The 18066-nt window shown below is 71.2% G+C and carries 16 protein-coding genes; 7 read left to right on the top strand and 9 right to left on the bottom strand.

What is annotated here, in order from left to right; all coding sequences use genetic code 11:
- Positions 1–179 precede the first annotated feature (179 nt).
- Together ACIA5D_RS20765 and ACIA5D_RS20760 are read left to right on the top strand one after the other, a co-directional pair.
- Positions 180–1751, top strand: coding sequence for a glucosylceramidase (locus ACIA5D_RS20765; RefSeq protein WP_396031764.1), 1572 nt, complete (start codon positions 180–182; stop codon positions 1749–1751).
- Entirely contained in the window at positions 1748–2383 is a 636-nt protein-coding gene (locus ACIA5D_RS20760) for a carbohydrate-binding protein (protein WP_396031763.1), read from the top strand. The genes ACIA5D_RS20765 and ACIA5D_RS20760 overlap by 4 nt, the downstream gene beginning before the upstream one ends.
- A 55-nt stretch (positions 2384–2438) precedes the next feature.
- Here ACIA5D_RS20760 and tuf read toward each other — a convergent pair whose 3' ends face one another.
- The 7 genes from tuf to ACIA5D_RS20725 form a co-directional block, all read right to left on the bottom strand.
- Positions 2439–3629 carry an elongation factor Tu gene (gene tuf, locus ACIA5D_RS20755; protein WP_396031762.1) on the bottom strand — a complete coding sequence of 397 codons (1191 nt, stop codon included), beginning with the start codon at positions 3627–3629 and terminating at the stop codon, positions 2439–2441.
- A 326-nt stretch (positions 3630–3955) separates the two neighbouring features.
- Complete coding sequence (locus ACIA5D_RS20750; RefSeq protein ID WP_396031760.1) at positions 3956–6637, bottom strand: serine/threonine-protein kinase; 2682 nt, start codon at positions 6635–6637, stop codon at positions 3956–3958.
- Between the two features lie 246 nt (positions 6638–6883).
- On the bottom strand, positions 6884–7543 hold the full coding sequence (locus tag ACIA5D_RS20745; protein WP_396031759.1) for a DUF998 domain-containing protein: 660 nt from the start codon (positions 7541–7543) through the stop codon (positions 6884–6886).
- Between the two features lie 18 nt (positions 7544–7561).
- Positions 7562–9589 carry a response regulator gene (locus ACIA5D_RS20740; protein ID WP_396031758.1) on the bottom strand — a complete coding sequence of 676 codons (2028 nt, stop codon included), beginning with the start codon at positions 9587–9589 and terminating at the stop codon, positions 7562–7564.
- 80 nt (positions 9590–9669) lie between these two features.
- The gene (locus ACIA5D_RS20735) at positions 9670–10407 is read right to left on the bottom strand and encodes a metallophosphoesterase (protein ID WP_396031757.1); all 738 of its coding nucleotides are present in this window, start codon (positions 10405–10407) and stop codon (positions 9670–9672) included.
- Between the two features lie 9 nt (positions 10408–10416).
- Complete coding sequence (locus ACIA5D_RS20730; RefSeq protein ID WP_396031756.1) at positions 10417–11091, bottom strand: GNAT family N-acetyltransferase; 675 nt, start codon at positions 11089–11091, stop codon at positions 10417–10419.
- Positions 11092–11200: 109 nt separating this feature from the next.
- Positions 11201–12100 carry a Sir2 family NAD-dependent protein deacetylase gene (locus tag ACIA5D_RS20725; RefSeq protein ID WP_396031755.1) on the bottom strand — a complete coding sequence of 300 codons (900 nt, stop codon included), beginning with the start codon at positions 12098–12100 and terminating at the stop codon, positions 11201–11203.
- 258 nt (positions 12101–12358) lie between these two features.
- On the opposite strand from ACIA5D_RS20725, the gene ACIA5D_RS20720 reads away from it, so the two are divergent.
- Both ACIA5D_RS20720 and ACIA5D_RS20715 read left to right on the top strand, forming a co-directional pair.
- Complete coding sequence (locus ACIA5D_RS20720) at positions 12359–13477, top strand: lytic polysaccharide monooxygenase (protein ID WP_396031754.1); 1119 nt, start codon at positions 12359–12361, stop codon at positions 13475–13477.
- Between the two features lie 328 nt (positions 13478–13805).
- The gene (locus ACIA5D_RS20715) at positions 13806–14207 is read left to right on the top strand and encodes a hypothetical protein (protein ID WP_396031753.1); all 402 of its coding nucleotides are present in this window, start codon (positions 13806–13808) and stop codon (positions 14205–14207) included.
- Positions 14208–14316: 109 nt separating this feature from the next.
- Here ACIA5D_RS20715 and ACIA5D_RS20710 read toward each other — a convergent pair whose 3' ends face one another.
- Positions 14317–15255, bottom strand: a complete 939-nt coding sequence (locus tag ACIA5D_RS20710) for a ribose-phosphate diphosphokinase (RefSeq protein WP_396031752.1) — start codon at positions 15253–15255, stop codon at positions 14317–14319.
- A 72-nt stretch (positions 15256–15327) separates the two neighbouring features.
- On the opposite strand from ACIA5D_RS20710, the gene ACIA5D_RS20705 reads away from it, so the two are divergent.
- From ACIA5D_RS20705 to ACIA5D_RS20695, 3 genes are read left to right on the top strand one after another with little or no spacing between them, the layout of a single operon-like run.
- Complete coding sequence (locus ACIA5D_RS20705) at positions 15328–15639, top strand: ArsR/SmtB family transcription factor (RefSeq protein ID WP_396031751.1); 312 nt, start codon at positions 15328–15330, stop codon at positions 15637–15639.
- Positions 15636–16415, top strand: coding sequence for an SRPBCC domain-containing protein (locus ACIA5D_RS20700; protein WP_396031750.1), 780 nt, complete (start codon positions 15636–15638; stop codon positions 16413–16415). The genes ACIA5D_RS20705 and ACIA5D_RS20700 overlap by 4 nt, the downstream gene beginning before the upstream one ends.
- A gap of 5 nt (positions 16416–16420) precedes the next feature.
- Complete coding sequence (locus tag ACIA5D_RS20695) at positions 16421–17263, top strand: ABC transporter ATP-binding protein (protein WP_396031749.1); 843 nt, start codon at positions 16421–16423, stop codon at positions 17261–17263.
- 114 nt (positions 17264–17377) lie between these two features.
- Here ACIA5D_RS20695 and ACIA5D_RS20690 read toward each other — a convergent pair whose 3' ends face one another.
- A complete protein-coding gene (locus ACIA5D_RS20690; RefSeq protein ID WP_396031748.1) occupies positions 17378–18031 on the bottom strand; it encodes an ABC transporter ATP-binding protein in 654 nt (217 codons plus the stop codon).
- Positions 18032–18066: the final 35 nt, after the last annotated feature.

The raw sequence follows: 18066 nt of genomic DNA, 5'->3' as shown, positions 1-18066 counted from the left end.
CGGAGCGCGCAGCGCACGCGAACTCATCAAACATCGGTGGGCGGCGGGCGGAAACGGACACCGGGGACGGTGCTGAGGGCGTACGCGAAAGTGGTTTGGGGTTTCAGGGGTGTTGCGGCTTAGTTAAAGAGGTTAATAAACTCCGCGGGATAGCGATTGATCTATTCCCGGGAGGTCTCGTGAGGCGATCGACAACCGCGGCGCTGGCCGTCGCTTCGACGGCGGCACTGGTGCTGGCGGCGGCGCAACCCGCCACGGCGCACGGTGGCAGCGGGCGAGGCGAGACTGTCAGCGGCACCTATTCGACCGGGGCCGCCCACGCCTGGGAGAAACTGCCCAGCGCGCGAGTGGGCCACGACGGCGGGCAAGCCGCCGACGCCACCGTCGTAGTGGACCCCAGTCAGGTCGAACAGGCCTACAGCGGCATCGGGTTCTCGCTGGACGAGACCTCGGTGTCCAACCTCTGGAAGCTGACGCCGGGCGAGCGGGAGAAGGCGATCCGCCTGCTGGCCGACCCGAAGACGGGCGCGGGGCTCGACCGGTTCCGGCTGACGATCGGCAGCCCCGACCTCATCGAGCACCTGCCGTTCTGGTCCTACGACGAGCTCCCGGCCGGCGTGAGCAGCGACTTCGGGCTCAAGCACTTCTCCATCCAGCGGGACGTCGACCTGCACATCGTGGACACCGCGCGGCTGATCCTGAAGTACAACCCGAAGGCGACTTTCTTCGCGTCGGCGTGGAGCGCGCCGGCCTGGATGAAGACGAACAACAAGTTTCTCGGCGAGGTGGCGCTCAAGCCGGGCAGCACGACCGACCACTACCAGGTCGGCAAGCTGCGCGACGACTGCATCGACGTTTTCGCGCGGTACTACGTGAAGTACCTGCAGGCGTACGCCCGCCATGGCATCCCCATCGACGCGTTGACGCTGCTCAACGAGCCCGGCATGGACGTGGTCTATCCGGCGATGGACATCAGCGTCGAGCAGCAGCAGAAACTCGCGGTCGCCATCAAGCGCGAAACTCGCAAGGCCGGGTTGCGCACCGACCTCTACGTGCACGACTTCAATTTCTGGGACTGGCGCGACCCGAACAGCACCGCGACCAAGAACTACTACCGGATCATGAACGACCCGGCGACGCGGCAGGCGGCCGACGCGATCGCGTTCCATCCGTACTGGGGCGATCCGACCGTGATGCGGGACGCCTACGAGGAGTTCGGCAAGCCGGTGCACATGACCGAGACCAGCGATCTCAACCCGGGCACCGTGCTGAGTTACTTCCGGCTCGACGCCAGCTCCTACGTGCTCTGGGCGCAGGCCACCGACCAGGACGGCGGCACCCTGCACTGGACCGACAAGCGCGACAACAACGTCGACTGGGACGAGATCGCCGCGACGACCAAGTGGCCCGACCGGCTTGTCAAGGTCAACACCATCACCAAGACATTTTCCGTACGCGATGAGCTGTACCCACTGGGACAGTTCGCTCGCTACCTCTCGCCCGGCGACCGTCGCGTCGAGTCGAGCGGCGCTTCCCATGGCGTGAGCAACGTCGTCTACCGGAACGGCAACTCGTACAAGGCGATCGTCGCGAACGCGAACGCGGTTCCGTCGACGGTGCGCGTGGTCCTCGGCGGCGAAAGTTTCGTGGTGTCCGTGCCGGCGGGTGCTTACGCCACGTACACGTGGAAGTCGGATTTCCGAGGCAGCCACCGCAACCACGCGCCGGTTTCGCGCCGGCGGCCGCGGTGACCGCGGACCAGTACGTGACCACGTCCTTCCGCCTCGCCGCGTCCGACCGCGACCGTGACCGGCTCGCGTTCTACGCGACCGACCTGCCCGACGGGGTGACCCTCGACGCCCGGACCGGCGTGGTCACCGTGCACCCGACCACGGCGGGCACACAGAGTCTCACCTTCTACGTCACGGACGGTGCGGCCCGGGCCGCCACGACGGTGCAGCTGACGGTGGCCCCGCACGGCGCGCCGATCGGCGAGAAGGTCGAGGCCGAGGCGTACGTGGCGCAGCACGGCTGGACCGAGGGCGTCAACTTCGTCGAGTCGAACGCGGCGGCCAGCGGCGGCAAGAACGTGGGCTGGACCGCGGCGGGGAACTGGCTGCAGTACCGGCTCGATGTCGCCACGGCCGGTGCCTATGACCTGGAACTACGGGTTGCCAGCGGGACCGGCGCCGTGGCCACGGACGCGGTGTCGTTGCGGGACAGCTCGGACGCGACGCTGGCGAAGGTGAGCGTGCCCGACACCGGCGGCTGGGGTTCCTACCAGTCGGTGCACGTGCCGGTGACGCTGGCGGCCGGCGACCAGGTGGTCACGGTCTACTGCGAGACCGGTGGCTTCAACATCGACTACTTCCGGTTGAGCTGAGCCTTGGTGGAACCGCGGCCCGGCAGGTTGTGCACCCGCCGGGCCGCGGTCACTCTCAGTCCAGCAGCTCGGTCACCGTGCCGGCCGCGACCGTACGGTTGCCCTCACGCACCGCGAAGCCCAGGCCGGCCTCGAGCGCGATCGGCTTGCCCAGCGTCACGACGACCGCGTCGAGCGTGTCGCCGGGCATGACCAGGTCACGGTCCCCCAGGTCCATCCCGCCGGACACGTCCGTGGTGTGGAAGTAGAACTGGGGGCGGTAGTCGGCCGCGAACGGGGTGTGCCGCCCGCCCTCGGCCGCCGTCAGCGCGTACATCGTGGCCCTGAACTTCGTGTGCGGCGTGACGCTGCCGGGCACCGCGACCACCTGGCCGCGCTGCACCTGCTCGCGCTTCACCCCGCGCAGGAGGATCGCGGCGTTGTCGCCCGCCTCGGCCTGCGCGAGCGACTTGCCGAACGTCTCCATGCCGGTCGCGACGGTGCTGATCGTCTCGCCGAGGCCGACCACCTCGACCGGCTCGCCGATCCGCAGCGTGCCGCGCTCGACCTTGCCGGTCACGACCGTGCCCCGGCCGCTGATCGAGAGCGTGTTCTCGATCGGCATGAGGAACGGCTCGCCAAGCTCCCGCGGCGGCACCGGCACGTACTCGTCGACCGCGTCCAGCAGCCGTCCGATCGAGTCGACCCACTGCGGGTCACCCTCGAGGGCCTTGAGCGCGCTGACGCGTACGACCGGAACCTCGTCACCGGGGAAGCCGTACTCGCTCAGCAGCTCGCGGACCTCGAGCTCGACCAGGTCGAGCAGCTCGGGGTCGTCGACGGCGTCGCTCTTGTTCAGCGCGACGACCAGGTACGGCACGCCGACCCGCTGGGCGAGCAGCACGTGCTCGCGGGTCTGCGGCATCGACCCGTCCTGCGCCGACACGACGAGGATCGCGCCGTCCACCTGCGCCGCCCCCGTGATCATGTTCTTCACGTAGTCGGCGTGGCCGGGCATGTCGACGTGAGCGTAGTGACGGTTCGGGGTCTCGTACTCGACGTGCGCGATGGTGATGGTGATGCCACGCGCCGCCTCCTCCGGGGCCTTGTCGATCCCCTCGAACGCGACGTACCGGTTGGCGGCCGGGTCGCGGTCGGCGAGGACCTTGGTGATCGCGGCGGTCAGGGTCGTCTTGCCGTGGTCGACGTGACCCATCGTGCCGATGTTGACGTGCGGCTTGGTGCGGATGAACTGGCTCTTCGCCATGGTCGTCTTCTCAATCCTTACTGGAGGTAAGGCTGTGGTCTTTCGGTACGCGGCCGCCGCCAGCCTGGGCGGGGGCGCGTCGGAACCCGGTCGTCGCACGCTTTTGCTCGTACGGCAGCCACCCTTCCCCGGGGTTCCGCTGCCGGTGGGGAAGGGTCAGATTCGGGTATCGGCGCCGCTGAACGCGGGCACGCACACGGGAGCCACCGAGGGCAGCTGCAGACCGTGGGCGAACATGCGGATCACGGTAGACCGCAACGCCCGGCGGGTCGAACTAATTTCCGGTCACGCTCTGGTGATGTCTGCCCCCACCAGCCTCACCAGCCTCACCAGGCGAAGATGGATCCCTTCGACGTGCTCGCCACCGTGCGGCCTTCGCGGACGTATCGGAAAGACATCACCACGGCGTATTTCTTGCCCTTCGCCGGACTCGCCCCGGCCGGCCCGCATCCCTGCGTCGCCGCGTCCCCGCCGAACGTCAGGTTGCCGCAGGTCTTCGGGCCGGCCACGGTCCGCCCGCTGGCGGCCTCCTGGAGGGCGACGGTGATGCTGCCGGTCCCGCCGCCGGGCGCGGTCAGCGATGCCTGGTACTGGATGTCGCGCCCGAGCATCTGGCACGGCTTCGGCGCGAGCGGCAGCCGGGTGCTGAAGTCGAACGCGATCGAACGCGTGCACTGCCACGGCCCATAGGGCTTGGCTTCGGGTTGCGGTGACCGAGATTTGGTCACCCTGGGTGCAGAAGCATGTGATCGTACGGGTGACGGAGTAACCAACCGCAACCCGTCGGCGGGCACGGTGCCGGCGGGTTCGGGCCGCGCCGCGGTCCTGGTGACGGCCGCCGTGCTCGGCTTGCCGGCAACGACCGCCCCCCGGTACGGCCGCGCGGACGCGGTCGGGGCCGCGATGATCCGGGTCGTCTCCGGTCCGGCCTGCTTCCCGCCGCCGCCGCGCTGGTAGTGCCACACCGTGGCCGCCACCGCCGCCGCGATCATCGCCGCGGCGATGATCGTCATGGTCGCCCGGGGGCGCGCCCATCGCCAGTTCGGCGCCGCGTTGCCCCTCTCCGGCTTCCGGGGCAGGGGCAGCAGACTCACCGCCTCCGGATCGTCCGCACCCTCGCCAGTGTTCCCGGTAAGACTTCCCGCGGCCCGGCTCATGCCGTTGGCGTTCTCGTGCCCCGCGACGGCGCGACCGTCCGCGGGCGGGCGACCGGCGCCGCTGCCGCCCTGCCCGCCGCCGCCCTGCCCGCCGCCGCCCTGCCCGCCGCCGCCCTGCCCGCCGCCGCCCTGCCCAGCGCCGCCCTGTCCGCTGCCGCTCTGCCCGCCGCCGTCACTGGCCGGGCCGCGCCCATAGTGCCCGCCGCCGTCACCGGCTGGGCCGCGCCCACCACGCCCGCCGCCGTGATCGGCTCGGCCGCGCTCACGCTGCTCGCCGCCGTGATCGGCCGGGCCGCGCCCGCCCTCCCCGCCGCCGTCACTGGCCGGGCCACGCGGGCCCGGCCGCGATCCGTCGCGGCCCTGGGAGTCGATCTGGGCCCCGGCCGGGCGATCCCGGCCCCCACCGTCAGCCGGGTTGTCCACCCAGCGCGCGTTTCCCCACCGCTCGTTCCCTCGGCCATCATTCACCCGAGCGACATTCGCCGGTCCCGCCGAGGCCGCCCCCGCGCTGACGTGGCCCGTCCCCGCCGAGGCCGCCGCGTCACGACCCGCGCCGCCCTGCCGGGGCATGCCCCGCCGCGTCGGCCCATCACCGCGACCCGGCTCATCACCGCGACCCGGCTCATCACCGCGACCCGGCTCATCACCGCGACCCGGCTCATCACCGCGACCCGGCTCATCACCGCGACCCGGCCGCCCGTCGCTGCGGCCCGGCCCATCACCGCGGCCCGGCCCATCACCGCGGCCCGGCCCATCACCGCGACCCGGCCGCCCGTCGCTGCGGCCCGGCCCATCACCGCGGCCCGGCCCATCACCGCGACCCCTCCCGTCACCGCGACCCGGCCGCCCGTCGCTGCGGCCCGGCCCTTCGCTGTGCCAGGCCACGTCGAGCCCCGCGTCGGCCAGGTCCGATTTGTTCGGGTCGATCTCGCTCGCGCCCGACGTCGCCGGCGGGGGCAGCGCGGGCACGTCCCGGAAGAGCCCCGCCGCGTCCGACAGCTCGGCCACGAGCTCCGCCGCGGTCGGCCGGAGCCGTGGCTTGATCGACATGCAGAACGTGATCAGCTCCCAGATCCCGTCCGGGATCCCCGGGTGCCGTTCCGGGTTGCCCTCCATGTGCCGGCGCATCAGGTCGGGGATCGAGTCGCTGTCATACGGCGGACGCCCGCTGACCAACTCGTAGAGAAGCACGCCCAGCGCGTACACGTCAGTCGCCGCGCTCGCGGTGACCCCGTGGAATGCCTCGGGCGCCATGTAGTGCGGCGTCCCGACCACCGCGTTGGGCGTGGTCATGCTGGGCGTGTTGAGGATCCGCGCGATGCCGAAGTCCGTGAGCCGGGTGTCCAGCCTGCCGTCCTCCACGCGCAGCAGGATGTTGTCCGGCTTGAGATCCCGGTGGATCACGCCGAGCTCGTGCGCCTCGGCGAGCGCCGCCGCGACCTGCGCCGCGAGCCGGGCCGCCTCCCCCGACGGCACCGTGTGGTGCTCCCGCAGGTGGTCGCGCAGGCTGCCGCCGTCGACGAGGTCCATGACCAGCCCGAGCGTCTCGCCGACGCTGAAGAGATCACGTACGCGCACCACGTTGCGGTGCCGCAGCATCAGCAGGATGGTCCGCTCCTGCACGAACCGGGTGACCAGCTTCGGCTGCCGCAACAGGCTCTCGTGGAGCAGCTTGACCGCGACCGGCGCCCCCGAGGCCCGATCCACGCCCCGCCACACCGTTCCGGTGGCGCCCTGCCCGATCGGATGCTGGAGGACGTACGAGTTCCCCACGCATCGCCCGCTGAGGTCCATGGTCGACGCGCCGTCGGAATCCGCGCGTGCGACGCTGCTCGTGCGATCCTTGGTCACTCAAGCTTCCTTCCGGGCTGCTAGCGATGCCCCGGAATCCTGCTGTTTGTCCGGATCGCCTGGCAAGTCCGCGCGCCCGAGTTCGCACCTTTGGTAGGAGTGGCCGGATTCGCGTCACCCCCAGCGCCGGCATTCGTTCGTGTGATCGAATCAGCGCTCAACCGCCCGCCGCGGCATGCGCCCGGCCTTTGAACTCCCGCATGTAGCTCGCGGCAACTCATCGATGACGAATGCCGTTCCGTGCAGTCACGCGATGGGCGCGCTATGGCCTCTCGCCGCAGGTGGTCGCGCTTGCGACGGCGGAGACTGCCGCTGCTCGGCGTGGGAGTCGTCGTCGCGTACGCGATGAAGTGATTTCCAAGCCAGGACGGCGAGCCAGGTGAATCCCACCGCGATCGCCAGGCGCTGGAAGATGCCGGTCTCTGATTCGACGCCGCCGGCCAGCACGAACAGGACCGGGACGAGGACGCCGACGGCGCGGCAGTACCACCGCCAGCGCCGCGACGGCCAGCGGCGGGCGGAGACGAAGGCGGCCGCGGCGAGTGAGGCGAACACCACGACCGAGATCAGGTTGTGGACGGTGCCGTGCGCGGTGCTGGTCGTGTGCGGCGCCGGGTCGGAAACGAACACGCCGGCCAGCATCAGGCCGACGCCGAACACGCCGATCAGCCAGCCCGCCCAGCCCGACACGACCCGGCGGGCGGCGAACGCGAACGCCACTGCCAGCGCCCCCGTGACGAGGAAGTTGCCGATCTGCAGCCAGCCACCCGGACCGATCGCGGCCTCGCTCACGAAGTCGCGCACCGGGTCGTAGTGTTCCCGAATCCGGTCGTTGACCAGGAAGACGACGACGAACAGCGGCCCGCCGACCACCCCACACCAGAGCAGGACCCTTTCCCTCGCCATTCTCCGGACGATAGGCGTCTATGCCTGAGCGCCGGCTGAGCGATCGGGTTGCGGGCCGCACAGGTTGCGGATGGCGCCCAACAGCGTCGAGCGGGTGAACGGCTTCTCGATCAGCATGCTGTTCTCGTCGAGATGCAGCTGCGGGCCGAGCGACGCCGCCGTGTAGCCCGACATGTAGAGCACCGGCAGGTCGGGATGGTGCGTGCGCAACGCCGAGGCCAGCTCGGGGCCGGTCATCGTCGGCATCACCACGTCGGTGATCAGCAGGTCGGGATGGGCGCCCGCGGCCACCTGGGTGACCGCCATCAACGCGTCCGTCGCCACCGTGATGACGTACCCGGCCGGCTCGATCAGGCGCTGCACCAGCTGCGCCACCTCGGGCTGGTCCTCGACGATCAGCACGTTGCCGATCACCTGGGTGGCGCCCTGCCGGGCCTCGGCGGGCTGGCGCTCCTCGGCGGCGGGCAGATAGAGGTGGACCGTGGTGCCGAGGCGTGGCTGCGACTCGAGCTCGATGTGGCCGCCGATGCCCTGCACGATGCCGGCCGTGGTGGCCAGGCCCAGCCCGGCCGCGGTCGGGCGGGTGGTAAAGAACGGCTCGAGCGCGCGCCGGCGGACCTCCTCGGTCATGCCGGTGCCGGTGTCGGTGATGACGAGGTGGACCAGGCGGCCCTGGGGCGCGCCCTCGGGCGGCTCGCCGGTCTCGTGCACCTCATTCACCGCGGCGACCCGCAACATGCCGCCGTGCAGCATCGCGTCCCGCGCGTTCGCCGCGAGGTTGACCAGCGCCTGCTCGAGCGGCCCGCGCTCGGCCTTCACCGGCCACACGTCGGGCCCGAATGCCAGGTCGAGCCCGATGCGCTCGCCGAGCGTGCGGCTGAACAGCGACTGCACGTCGGTGAGCAGGTCGGGGATCGGGATGATCTCGGGCCGGTTGCCCTCGCTGCGGCCGAACGCGAGCAGCTGGTGGGTGAGGGTGCGCCCGGTGCCGACCGCCTCGAGGACGTCCTGGGCCAGCCGGTGCTGCGGCGACCCGTCCTCGGTCTGAGAAAGGATCATGTCGGCCGAGCCGCCCACGACCGTGAGCAGGTTGTTGAAGTCGTGCGAGATGCCGCCGATCAGCTGGCCGAGGCTGTCGAGCCGGCGCAGGTGGTCGAGCTGCCGTTTGAGGCCGCGGGCGTCGATGTGGTCGGTGGTGTCGGTGACCATGCAGACCACGCCGTTGAACTGCCCTTGCTCGTCCATCAGCGGCATCATGCTCATCCGGACGCTGCGCTTCGAGCCGTCCGCCCGCATCAGCCGGGTCGCGCCGACCGTCGACCGGCCGGCCTGACACTCCGCGATGCGGCGGGTCAGCTCCTTCTGCCCCTGGTCGTCGAGGAAGCCGCGCAGCGACACCCCGACGAGCTGGTGCCGGGGCATGCCGAGCACCACGCCGATCGGCTCGTTCGCGTACGTGGCCACGCCGTCCGGATCGAGCTGGAGCACCCCCTCGGGGATCGTCTCGAGCACCCGCCGGTAGCGCTCCTCGCTGGCCCGCAGCCGTTCCAGGGTCCGAGCGCCCGAGCATGCCAGGGCCAGCTCGCCGGCGATGTCGCGGGCCAGTTCCACCTCGGCCGTCGAGTAGAAGGCGCCGGGTGTCTCGCGGGTCAGCACCAGGTATCCGGCGTACGTGTTGTCGACGATCACCGGGCAGAGCACGGCCGCGTGGATGTGGTGCTCGTCGCCCGCCAGGGGCTCGACCCCGTCGCCGGCCAGCACGATGGGCCGGCGGCTCGCGGCCAGCGCGGTGGAGAAGTCGTCGTCGGGCAGTTGCCCGACGTGGTCGAGCACCCGGCCGAGCGACGCCGACCGCTCGTCGTCGATGTGGTGGTAGGTGATCGCTTCGTACCGGCCGTCGTCGCGCAACAGCTGAACGCCGGCCCCGTCGCCGATCATGTCGGCGGCCGCGCGGGCCGCCGTCGAGCGGACCTCCACGGTGTTGTCGGCGACCCGGCTGAGCGCCAGGGCGAGGTCGGCGAGCGCGTACCGGAGGGGGTAAGCCATGACACCCATGCCGACATGATCCGTGCCTGGTGGGGTGCGTGCGGCCGGTTCGCCAGCATTGCAACCGTCGAAGCTTGTGGTCAGAGGACGACGCGGTAGTGCGTCGTGAGACGGCGATCATCGTCGAGCACGTGAAAAGCAATCATCGGCGGCTGCCGGAGATCGATGATCTCCTCGGTCTCGAAGGGCAGCATCGAGGTCGAGACGACACCCGGCGCGACCACCAGCGGGCGCCCGGCGAAGGTCGTGGCGGCTGCCGTGTGCGCGTGCCCGCAGAGCAGCGCCACCACCTGCGGATGGCGCTCCACCACCGCGGCGAGCCGCTCGGCGCCGAACTGCCGGATGCTGTCGACGAAGGGCATGCCGAGCATCACCGGCGGATGGTGGAAGCAGATCAGCGCGGGCAGCTCGGGCCGCCCCGCCAGGGTCGATTCCAGCCAGGCGATCGTCTCGCCGGCGAGCACCCCGTCGTTCCGCCCCGGAATGCTGGAGTCGACCATCAAGATCAAGACACCGGCGATCTCGTACGCCCGATTGGCCGGCTCATCGCTCGCATCCTCGCCGAGCAGTGCCTTGCGGTAGGGCCCTCGCTGGTCGTGGTTGCCCGGGCACCACAGCACTGGCGACGGCAGGCTGACCAGGCCGCGGACCCGTTCGTACTCCGCCTCGGCGCCGTGATCGGCGATGTCGCCGGTGACGATCACCGCGTCGGGCGGCGAGGGCAGCGCCGCCAGGTAGCGGAAGACCCGGGCGGTGCGCTCGGCGCTGCGCTCCCCCGAGTCGACGTGGATGTCGCTGACGTGCGCGATGAGAACCATGCGCCGACGCTACGCGGGAACGGACGGCCGGCTCGACGGCCAAAGGTCGGTGAGTGGCGTTCGAAGTCGACCTTCGGCGCCTTCCGAAGTCGATGCACCGACCGGCTTCGGTCGGCTACCGCCGCGACCCGCGCCCTGGTGGGTTGGAGGGTTGGAGGGCAGCGCAGCCAGGCGATAGAGGACGTGGCGGCGCCCGTCCCACTCCGCCGGCACGGCGGGGTGGTCGAAGTCCTCGGACGGGTCGCGAGTCATGCCCAGCTTTTCCATCACCCGCCGCGACGCGATGTTCCGCTCCGTGGTGAACGAGACGATCTGCGGGAGGCCGATGGTGTCGAAGGCATAGGTGACGACGCGGCGAGCGCCCTCGGTGGCGTACCCGTGGCCGTGGAACCTCGCGGCCAGCCGCCAGCCGATCTCGACGCCCGGGGCGAACGGCAGGGTCGGTCGCAGCGGCTGCAGGCCGATGAAGCCGGCGAACTCGCCGTCGACGTCGACCGCCCACAGGCCCCAGCCGCGCTCGGCGATGCCGGCCTCGCTCCGGTCGGCGAAGGCGTCGCTCTCCTCGCGGGTGAGCCGCGCCGGGAAGTGGGACATGACGACCGGGTCGGCGTTCATCGCCGCGAAGGGCTCGCGGTCGGCGACTCGCCACTGCCGGAGCAGAAGGCGGTCGGTGGCGAGGCTCACGCCCGGCCCGGCCTCAAGCTCGTGCCCGGCCCCAGGCTCATGCCCGGCCCCAGGCTCATGCCCGGCCCCAGGCTCATGCCCGGCCCCAGGCTCATGCCCGGCCCCAGGCTCATGCCCGGCCCCAGGCGCGGGCGACCAGGTCGGGAAGGATCTGGGCGGCGGGGCCGCGCAGGTTGACATCGGCGACCGCGTCGAGGGCGGTCGGCTCGGGGTTGATCTGCACCACCGCGGCGCCGGAGCGGGCCGCCACATAGGGGATCTCGGCGGCCGGGTAGACGAGGCCGGACGTGCCGATGGTGAAGAGCAGGTCGCACCCGAAGGCAGCCTCGGTGGCGGCGGAGAGAGCGTTCGGCGAAAGCTGTTCCCCGAACCAGATCACTCCGGGCCGCACGGGCGCGCCGCAGTACGCGCAGGCAGGCGGCATGACGCGCCCGTCGCGCTCCCCTGCGGCCGGCCCGGGCGCGCTCGACCCGGGCGCGCTCGACCCGGGCGCGCTCGACCCGGGCGCGCTCGACCCGGGCGCGCTCAACCCGGGCGCGCTCAACCCCGGCGCGCTCGACCCGGGCGCGGGGGTGCTTGAAGGCAACCCGGGCGGCGCGGAAGCGGTCGGGGCAGGCTTGGCGCAGGCGGAGCAGCGCGGGGCGAACAGACTCCCGTGCAAGTGGATGGGGTCCCGCGAGCCGGCGCGTTCGTGGAGGTCGTCGACGTTCTGGGTGATGACCACCGTGTCGGGGACCCGGGCCTCGATGGCGGCCACCGCTTCGTGGCCCGCGTTGGGGCGGACCCGCTCGACCTCGGCGCGACGCCACTCGTACCAGCCCCAGACGAGCGCCGGGTCGGCCGCGAACGCCTCGGGGGTGGCGAGGGCCTTGGCGTCGAAACGGGCCCAGAGGCCAGTCTGGGCGTCCCGGAATGTGGGAACGCCGGATTCGGCCGACATGCCGGCGCCGGTGAAGACGACGACCCGTTTCGCGTCGCGGAGCAGTTCCGCGGCGTCACGCTCCGGCATCTTTGCGGACCTCCTGGCGGTACACGGCGTGAACCCGCAGCCCCAGTGCCGCGACGCCTCCCGGGCATTCTCGCGCAACTTGCACGCCGGGCGCGTCCCCGTAACCCTCCAGCATTGACAGATATCGATTCAGACGAGATGGTTGGGCCGCACCGCCGGGTCACGCGACGGGTGAAGGCCGAGGGCAGCCTTCGCCGATTCCCCCATGACCAGGCCTCGTCCACCGGGGCCGTTCACCCGCCGGAGCAATGAGCCCTCATGAAGACAAGAAAACGTATGCGTTTCCTCGTCAGCGCCGCCGTCGGCGCTCTCGTCGCCACCATCGCCCTCGTGGCCCTCCCGTCCGGGCCCGCCCAGGCGCACGGCAACGTCATCAGTCCCGCGTCCCGCAACTACGGCTGCTGGCAGCGCTGGGGCGACAAGTTCCAGGACCCGACCATGGCCACGCTGGATCCGATGTGCTGGCAGGCCTGGCAGGCCGACCCCAACGCCATGTGGAACTGGAACGGACTCTTCCGGGAACAAGTCGCCGGCAACCACCAGGGCGCCATCCCGGACGGCCAACTGTGCAGCGCCGGTCACACGCAGAGCGGCCGGTACAACGCGCTCGACACGGTCGGCGACTGGAAGACCACCTCGATCGGTAACAACTTCACGGTCCAGGTGTTCGACCAGGCGCTGCACGGCGCCGACTACCTCTGGGTGTACGTCACGAACCCGGGCTTCAACCCGGCGACGACCGCCCTCAAGTGGTCGGATCTGACCCGGGTCGCGGTCGTCGGCAACACGCCGGCAGCGCAATGGACGCCGGTCACCGGCGGCGTCCAGCTCAACATCCCGGTGTCGCTGAGCGGCCGTACGGGCCGGGCCATGGTCTACACGATCTGGCAGGCCAGCCACCTGGACCAGTCGTACTACTGGTGCAGCGACGTCACCTTCGGCGGCACCAACCCGACGACCCAGCCCACGACCACTCCGCCGACCACTCCGCCGACCACGCAGCCCACCACCACGCCCCCGACCACGCAGCCCACGACGACCCCGCCCACCACGCAACCGACCACGACACCTCCGGTCAGCGGCGCCTGCTCGGCCACGTACGCGCTGAGCAGCCAGTGGTCCGGCGGGTACCAGGCGGGCGTGACGGTCACGGCCGGATCGTCGGCGATCAAGAGCTGGACCGTACGCCTGACGTACGCCGGCGCGCCGAGCATCCAGCAAACCTGGAACGCGACATCGTCCGTGAGCGGCAACGTCCTGACGGCCACGAATGTCAGCTACAACGGGGGCCTGAGCGCGGGCGGCAGCACCACATTCGGCTTCCTGGGGTCGGGCACGGCCACCACGCCGACGGTCACCTGCACAGCAACGACCTGACGAACCCTTCTCAACTCCCGGACATACCGCTACAGTCGTCTGGGAGCGCTCCCAACATCGATACCGGCAAATGAAGGGAGGCCCCCCACCTAACGCGTGACACCGGTTCCCAGAGACACCAATCCGTCCGCATGGACTGGAGCGGGGGTCGGGACGCCCTCCCCGTCCCCCGCTCACCGGACCACCCTGCGTGCCGGGTATCTCACCCGGACGTCGGGACATTCGGATTAACCCCGGAGCCCGCCGGGCATCCCGTCCGCATGACGGAAACACCCATGACGGACACACCCATGACGGACACACCCGGGCCGGCCGCGAGGCGGCTCTCATGAACCTTCTGCTACGAGCCGCGATGCTGGGCGCGGCGACCGGCGGCCGCAGCATCACCCCGCTGGCCGCGCTGGCCGATCGGGGCTTCCTCCGCATCGCCGCCCGGGCCGCCGCGCTGGGCGAGCTCATCGCCGACAAGCTGCCGAGCACGCCCAGCCGCCTGTCCCCGGCGCCGCTGGCCGGCCGGGTCGCGCTCGGCGCGTTGTCCGCCGGAATCTACGCCCACCGGCGGGGCCGATCCGTCGCCCTACCGGCAGCGGTCGGAGGCGCCGCGGCCTTCGCGGGCAGCTATGCGGGCGCCGGTTGGCGCGCCTTCGCCGCCCGGCACGACTTCGCCGTCCCGGCGGCGCTGGCCGAGGACGCCGCAACCGTGGCCCTGACCCGAACCGCAATCCGCTGAGGGTTATTCAGGGCGGTGGAGACCAAGCTGCTGACGTTCGGCGAGGTGCGGCTCAAGGTGGGCCCTGAATAACCCGCACTGACCGCAGTCGCGCCGACGCACGACCGCGCTAGGCGAACAACGCGCTCACCGATTCGCCATTGTGGATGCGGCGCATCGCCTCGGCCAGAGCCGGCGCCACCGAGAGGATCGTCAGCTTGTCGGTCTGATTCTTCTCGGGAATCGGGACCGTGTTGGTGCAGACGATCTCTTCTATCTCTTTTTCCTCCGAGAGCCGGCGAATGGCGTCGCCGGTGAAGAGGCCATGGGTGCACGCCACCCGGACACTGCGGACGTTGCGTTCCCGCAGGCGCGAGAGCAATTCGAAGACGGTGCTCCCCTTGGCTATCTCGTCGTCGAGGACGATCACGTCGCGGTCGGTGACGTCGCCGATGACCGTGCTGATGACCACCTTGTCGTCGGCGTAGCGTTGCTTCGCGCCGGCCGCCACGTCGATGTCGAGCATGCGGGCGAAAGCCGCCGCCTCCTTCGCATTGCCCAGGTCGGGCGAGACGACCACGGTGTTGCTGAGGTCATAGCCGCGGAAATGGTGGGCGAGCTCGCGCAGCGCATGCAGATGGTCGACCGGAATGCTGAAGAAACCGTGCACCTGGGGGGAGTGCAGGGTCATCGCGAGAACCCGATCGGCGCCGGCCGTGCTGAGCAGATCGGCGACCAATCGGCCGCCGATGGAGATGCGGGGGGCGTCCTTCTTGTCGCTGCGCGCGTAGGCATAATGCGGCAGCACGACCGTGATCCGGCCGGCGCTGGCGCCCCTCGCGGCGTCGAGCATGAAAAGCAGTTCCACCAAATTCTCCTGTACGGGTGGAACGAGCGGCTGAATGAGGAAGACGTCCCGTTCCCGGCAGTTGCCCTGCAGCTGCACCTCGATGCAGTCGTTGGCGAAGCGGGAGATTCGGGTGGGCATCAGCGGCACGCCCAGATGCAGGCAGATCTCGGCGGCGAGCTCGGGGTGGGCGGATCCGGAGAAAACGGCGATGTCACGCACGGGGACCACCCTAAGAGGATACCGGCCGACACTTGCGAGCGACCTTTGGTTCCTCTACGGTGACCGTTACTCATGAGTGACCAATGGGAGCGAACCCTCGACGCGCTGGGCGATCCCACGCGCCGGCGAATAGTGGAGCGGCTGCGGGCGTCGGGCCCGTCGCCGGTCGGTGCGCTGGCGGCCGCGCTGCCCGTGGGCCGGCCGGCGGTCAGCAAACATCTCAAGGTGCTCGAGGGCGCCGGGCTGGTCGTGCATCAGAGCGCGGGGACGCGAAATCTGTACGCCCTCGCGCCGGAGGGGTTCACCGCGCTGCAGCGGTGGCTGGTCGGCATGTGGGACGACGCGTTGTCGTCCTACTCGGACGTATTTACGGAGAAGTCATGAGCTTGCCGCCACTGCACCGGCAGATCGTGGTCCCGGCGTCGCCCGGGGAGGCGTTCGAGGTCTTCACCGCGCGGATCGGCGAGTGGTGGCCGGTCGGGCGGTTCAGCGTCTTCGGCGAGGGCGCGGTGGCCGCCTTCCACGACGGGGAACTGGTCGAGACCGGGCCCGACGGCGGCACGGCGGTGTGGGGCAAGGTGCTCGACTGGCAGCCACCCCGCTCGTTCCGGATGACCTGGCACCCCGGCCGGGACGCCGCCGGAGCGTCGGTCGTCGAGGTGTCGTTCGCGCCGGTGGGCGACGAGGCGACGCTCGTCACGGTGACGCACTCGGGCTGGGAGTCGCTCGACGCCCGCGGCGAGTATCGGCGCGGGTGGCCCGCGGTGCTGTCGTCGCTGGCCGCGACCTGCAAGCCGGCCGTCAGCGAGCCGGCCCAGAACGAGCCCGCCCAGAACGAGCCCGCCGAGGGTGAGCCGGCCGACCTGGTCCTCGTCCTGAGCCACTCGGCGGCGCCCGGGGTGGGCAACCCGTTCGAGCATCCGCTCTTCGGGGAGCACGCGCGCTTCCTGCAGCGCCTGCGCGATCGCGGCATCCTCGTCGGCGCCGGGCCGTTCGCCGCCACCGGCGAGGGAATGACGATCGTCCGGGTCGGCGGGGCCGGCGAGGCGGCGGCGATCGTGCACGACGCGCAGCACACCGACGGCGCGGTCACCGGCGGTGTGCTGGAAGTTCGGGCCCGGCCATGGGTCGTCATGCTGACCGGTGTTTCGCTAGCGTGAGCGCCATGAACGGACTTGCCGTGGCCTGCCGCCGGGTGGTGCACATCTATCGCGCCGAGGCCGGCGACGTCGTCGCGCTCGCCGGCGTCGACCTCTCCATCGCGCCGGGCGAGACGCTTGCGCTGGTCGGCCCCTCGGGCTCCGGGAAATCCACGCTGATCGCGCTGCTGGCGGGCCTGATGCGGCCTTCGGCCGGCCGTATCAACATCGGCACGTACGACATGGGCAAGCTGTCCGACGGCGAGATCTCCCGGCTGCGAGGCACGGAGATCGGCGTGGTCCTGCAGGGTGCGAGCAGAAACCTTCTTCCGTACGCGTCATTGCACCGCAACATCTGGCTAGCGCAACGCCGGGCCGCGCACACTCGCGGCATCAAGCTCGACGATCCCGACCGCATCCTCGACCTCGTGGGCCTGCCCGGCCAGGGCCGCCAGCGCCTGGCCGACCTGACCCCCGGCGGCCGGCAGCGCGCCGCCCTAGCCGTCGGCATCGCCACCGGCCCCGGCCTGCTGCTGGTCGACGAGCCCACAAGCCGCCTCGACACGGCCGGCCGCGACGAGGTCCTAGCGGCCATGGAGACGGTGAACGCCGAACGCCAGACCACGATCGTGGTGGTCACCCACGACAACGAGGTGGGCGCGCGCCTGGGCCGAGCGGTGACGATCCGCGACGGCCGGGTAGGCGCCGAGGGCCGCGACGGCCAAGACTTCGCCGTGGTCGCCGGCGACGGCACGGTGCAGCTGCCACCCGAGGTGCTGGGCTCCTACCCGCCCGGCACCCTGTTCACGGTCCAGCACATAGACGGCGAGGTCACCCTGGTCCCGGGCAGCACCGACCACGCAGCGTAGCCAGCGGACGGTCCGGCGCGTGCGCTCGGCGGCCTGGCGCGGGCGGTCCGACGCGGGCCAGCGGGCGGCGCGGGCCAGCGGTCTGGCGCGGGAGCGAGCGGCGGGTCGGCGCCGTCAGGGGCGGGCCCAGATCGCCTCGCCGTCGGCCAGGTGCAGCTCGCGGTCGCAGGCCGCGGCGGCCTCCGGGTCGTGCGTCGCGAACACCACCGCGGCGCCCCGGGTCGCCTCGGCCCGTAGCAACTCGATCACGCGCTGCCGGTTGGCCGCGTCGAGCTCGCTGGTGATCTCGTCAGCCAGCAGCACGTCACCCTGCAGCGCCAGCCCGCGAGCGATCGCCGTCCGTTGCTGCTGGCCGCCCGAGAGCTCCTCGATCAGCTGATTCGCTTGCCCCGACAATCCCAGCGGCTCCAGCGACTCCGCCGTGCGCCGGCGCGCCTCGGCCGGCGTGCCGCCGGTCGCGATCACCGCCACCGAGATGTTCTCCGCCGCCGTGAGGATCGCGGCCAGCCCGTTGTCCTGCGGGATCAGCACCACCCCCAGCGACACCGCGTGGTCGCGGTCGCCGAGCGGCTCGCCGTCGATCAGCACCTTGCCGCTCGCCGGCGGCAGCAGCCCCGCCATCACGCTGAGCAGTGTGGTCTTGCCCGCGCCCGAGGTGCCGGTGACGGCCAGGATCTCGCCGGGCTTCGCGGTGACCGAGACACCGGTCAGCACCGGCCGGTCGCCGTCCCAGGCGAGGCCCGCGGCCTCGACGATCAGCGTCTTCACGTTCGTCTCCTCGAATCGATGCGGTCGACGCAGCC

This window comes from Actinoplanes sp. NPDC051513 (assembly GCF_044454685.1).
GTDB lineage: Bacteria > Actinomycetota > Actinomycetes > Mycobacteriales > Micromonosporaceae > Actinoplanes.
This window is presented reverse-complemented; position numbering and strand designations above follow the sequence as displayed.

Bases quoted from the DNA above. Each gene is read 5' to 3' on its own strand.
- ACIA5D_RS20735 (WP_396031757.1), bottom strand. From the start codon at position 10,407: ATGGTTCTCATCGCGCACGTCAGCGACATCCACGTCGACTCGGGGGAG.
- ACIA5D_RS20700 (WP_396031750.1), top strand. From the start codon at position 15,636: ATGAGCTTGCCGCCACTGCACCGGCAGATCGTGGTCCCGGCGTCGCCC.
- ACIA5D_RS20720 (WP_396031754.1), top strand. From the start codon at position 12,359: ATGAAGACAAGAAAACGTATGCGTTTCCTCGTCAGCGCCGCCGTCGGC.
- tuf (WP_396031762.1), bottom strand. From the start codon at position 3,629: ATGGCGAAGAGCCAGTTCATCCGCACCAAGCCGCACGTCAACATCGGC.
- ACIA5D_RS20695 (WP_396031749.1), top strand. From the start codon at position 16,421: ATGAACGGACTTGCCGTGGCCTGCCGCCGGGTGGTGCACATCTATCGC.
- ACIA5D_RS20745 (WP_396031759.1), bottom strand. From the start codon at position 7,543: ATGGCGAGGGAAAGGGTCCTGCTCTGGTGTGGGGTGGTCGGCGGGCCG.
- ACIA5D_RS20715 (WP_396031753.1), top strand. From the start codon at position 13,806: ATGAACCTTCTGCTACGAGCCGCGATGCTGGGCGCGGCGACCGGCGGC.
- ACIA5D_RS20740 (WP_396031758.1), bottom strand. From the start codon at position 9,589: ATGGCTTACCCCCTCCGGTACGCGCTCGCCGACCTCGCCCTGGCGCTC.
- ACIA5D_RS20705 (WP_396031751.1), top strand. From the start codon at position 15,328: ATGAGTGACCAATGGGAGCGAACCCTCGACGCGCTGGGCGATCCCACG.
- ACIA5D_RS20725 (WP_396031755.1), bottom strand. From the start codon at position 12,100: ATGCCGGAGCGTGACGCCGCGGAACTGCTCCGCGACGCGAAACGGGTC.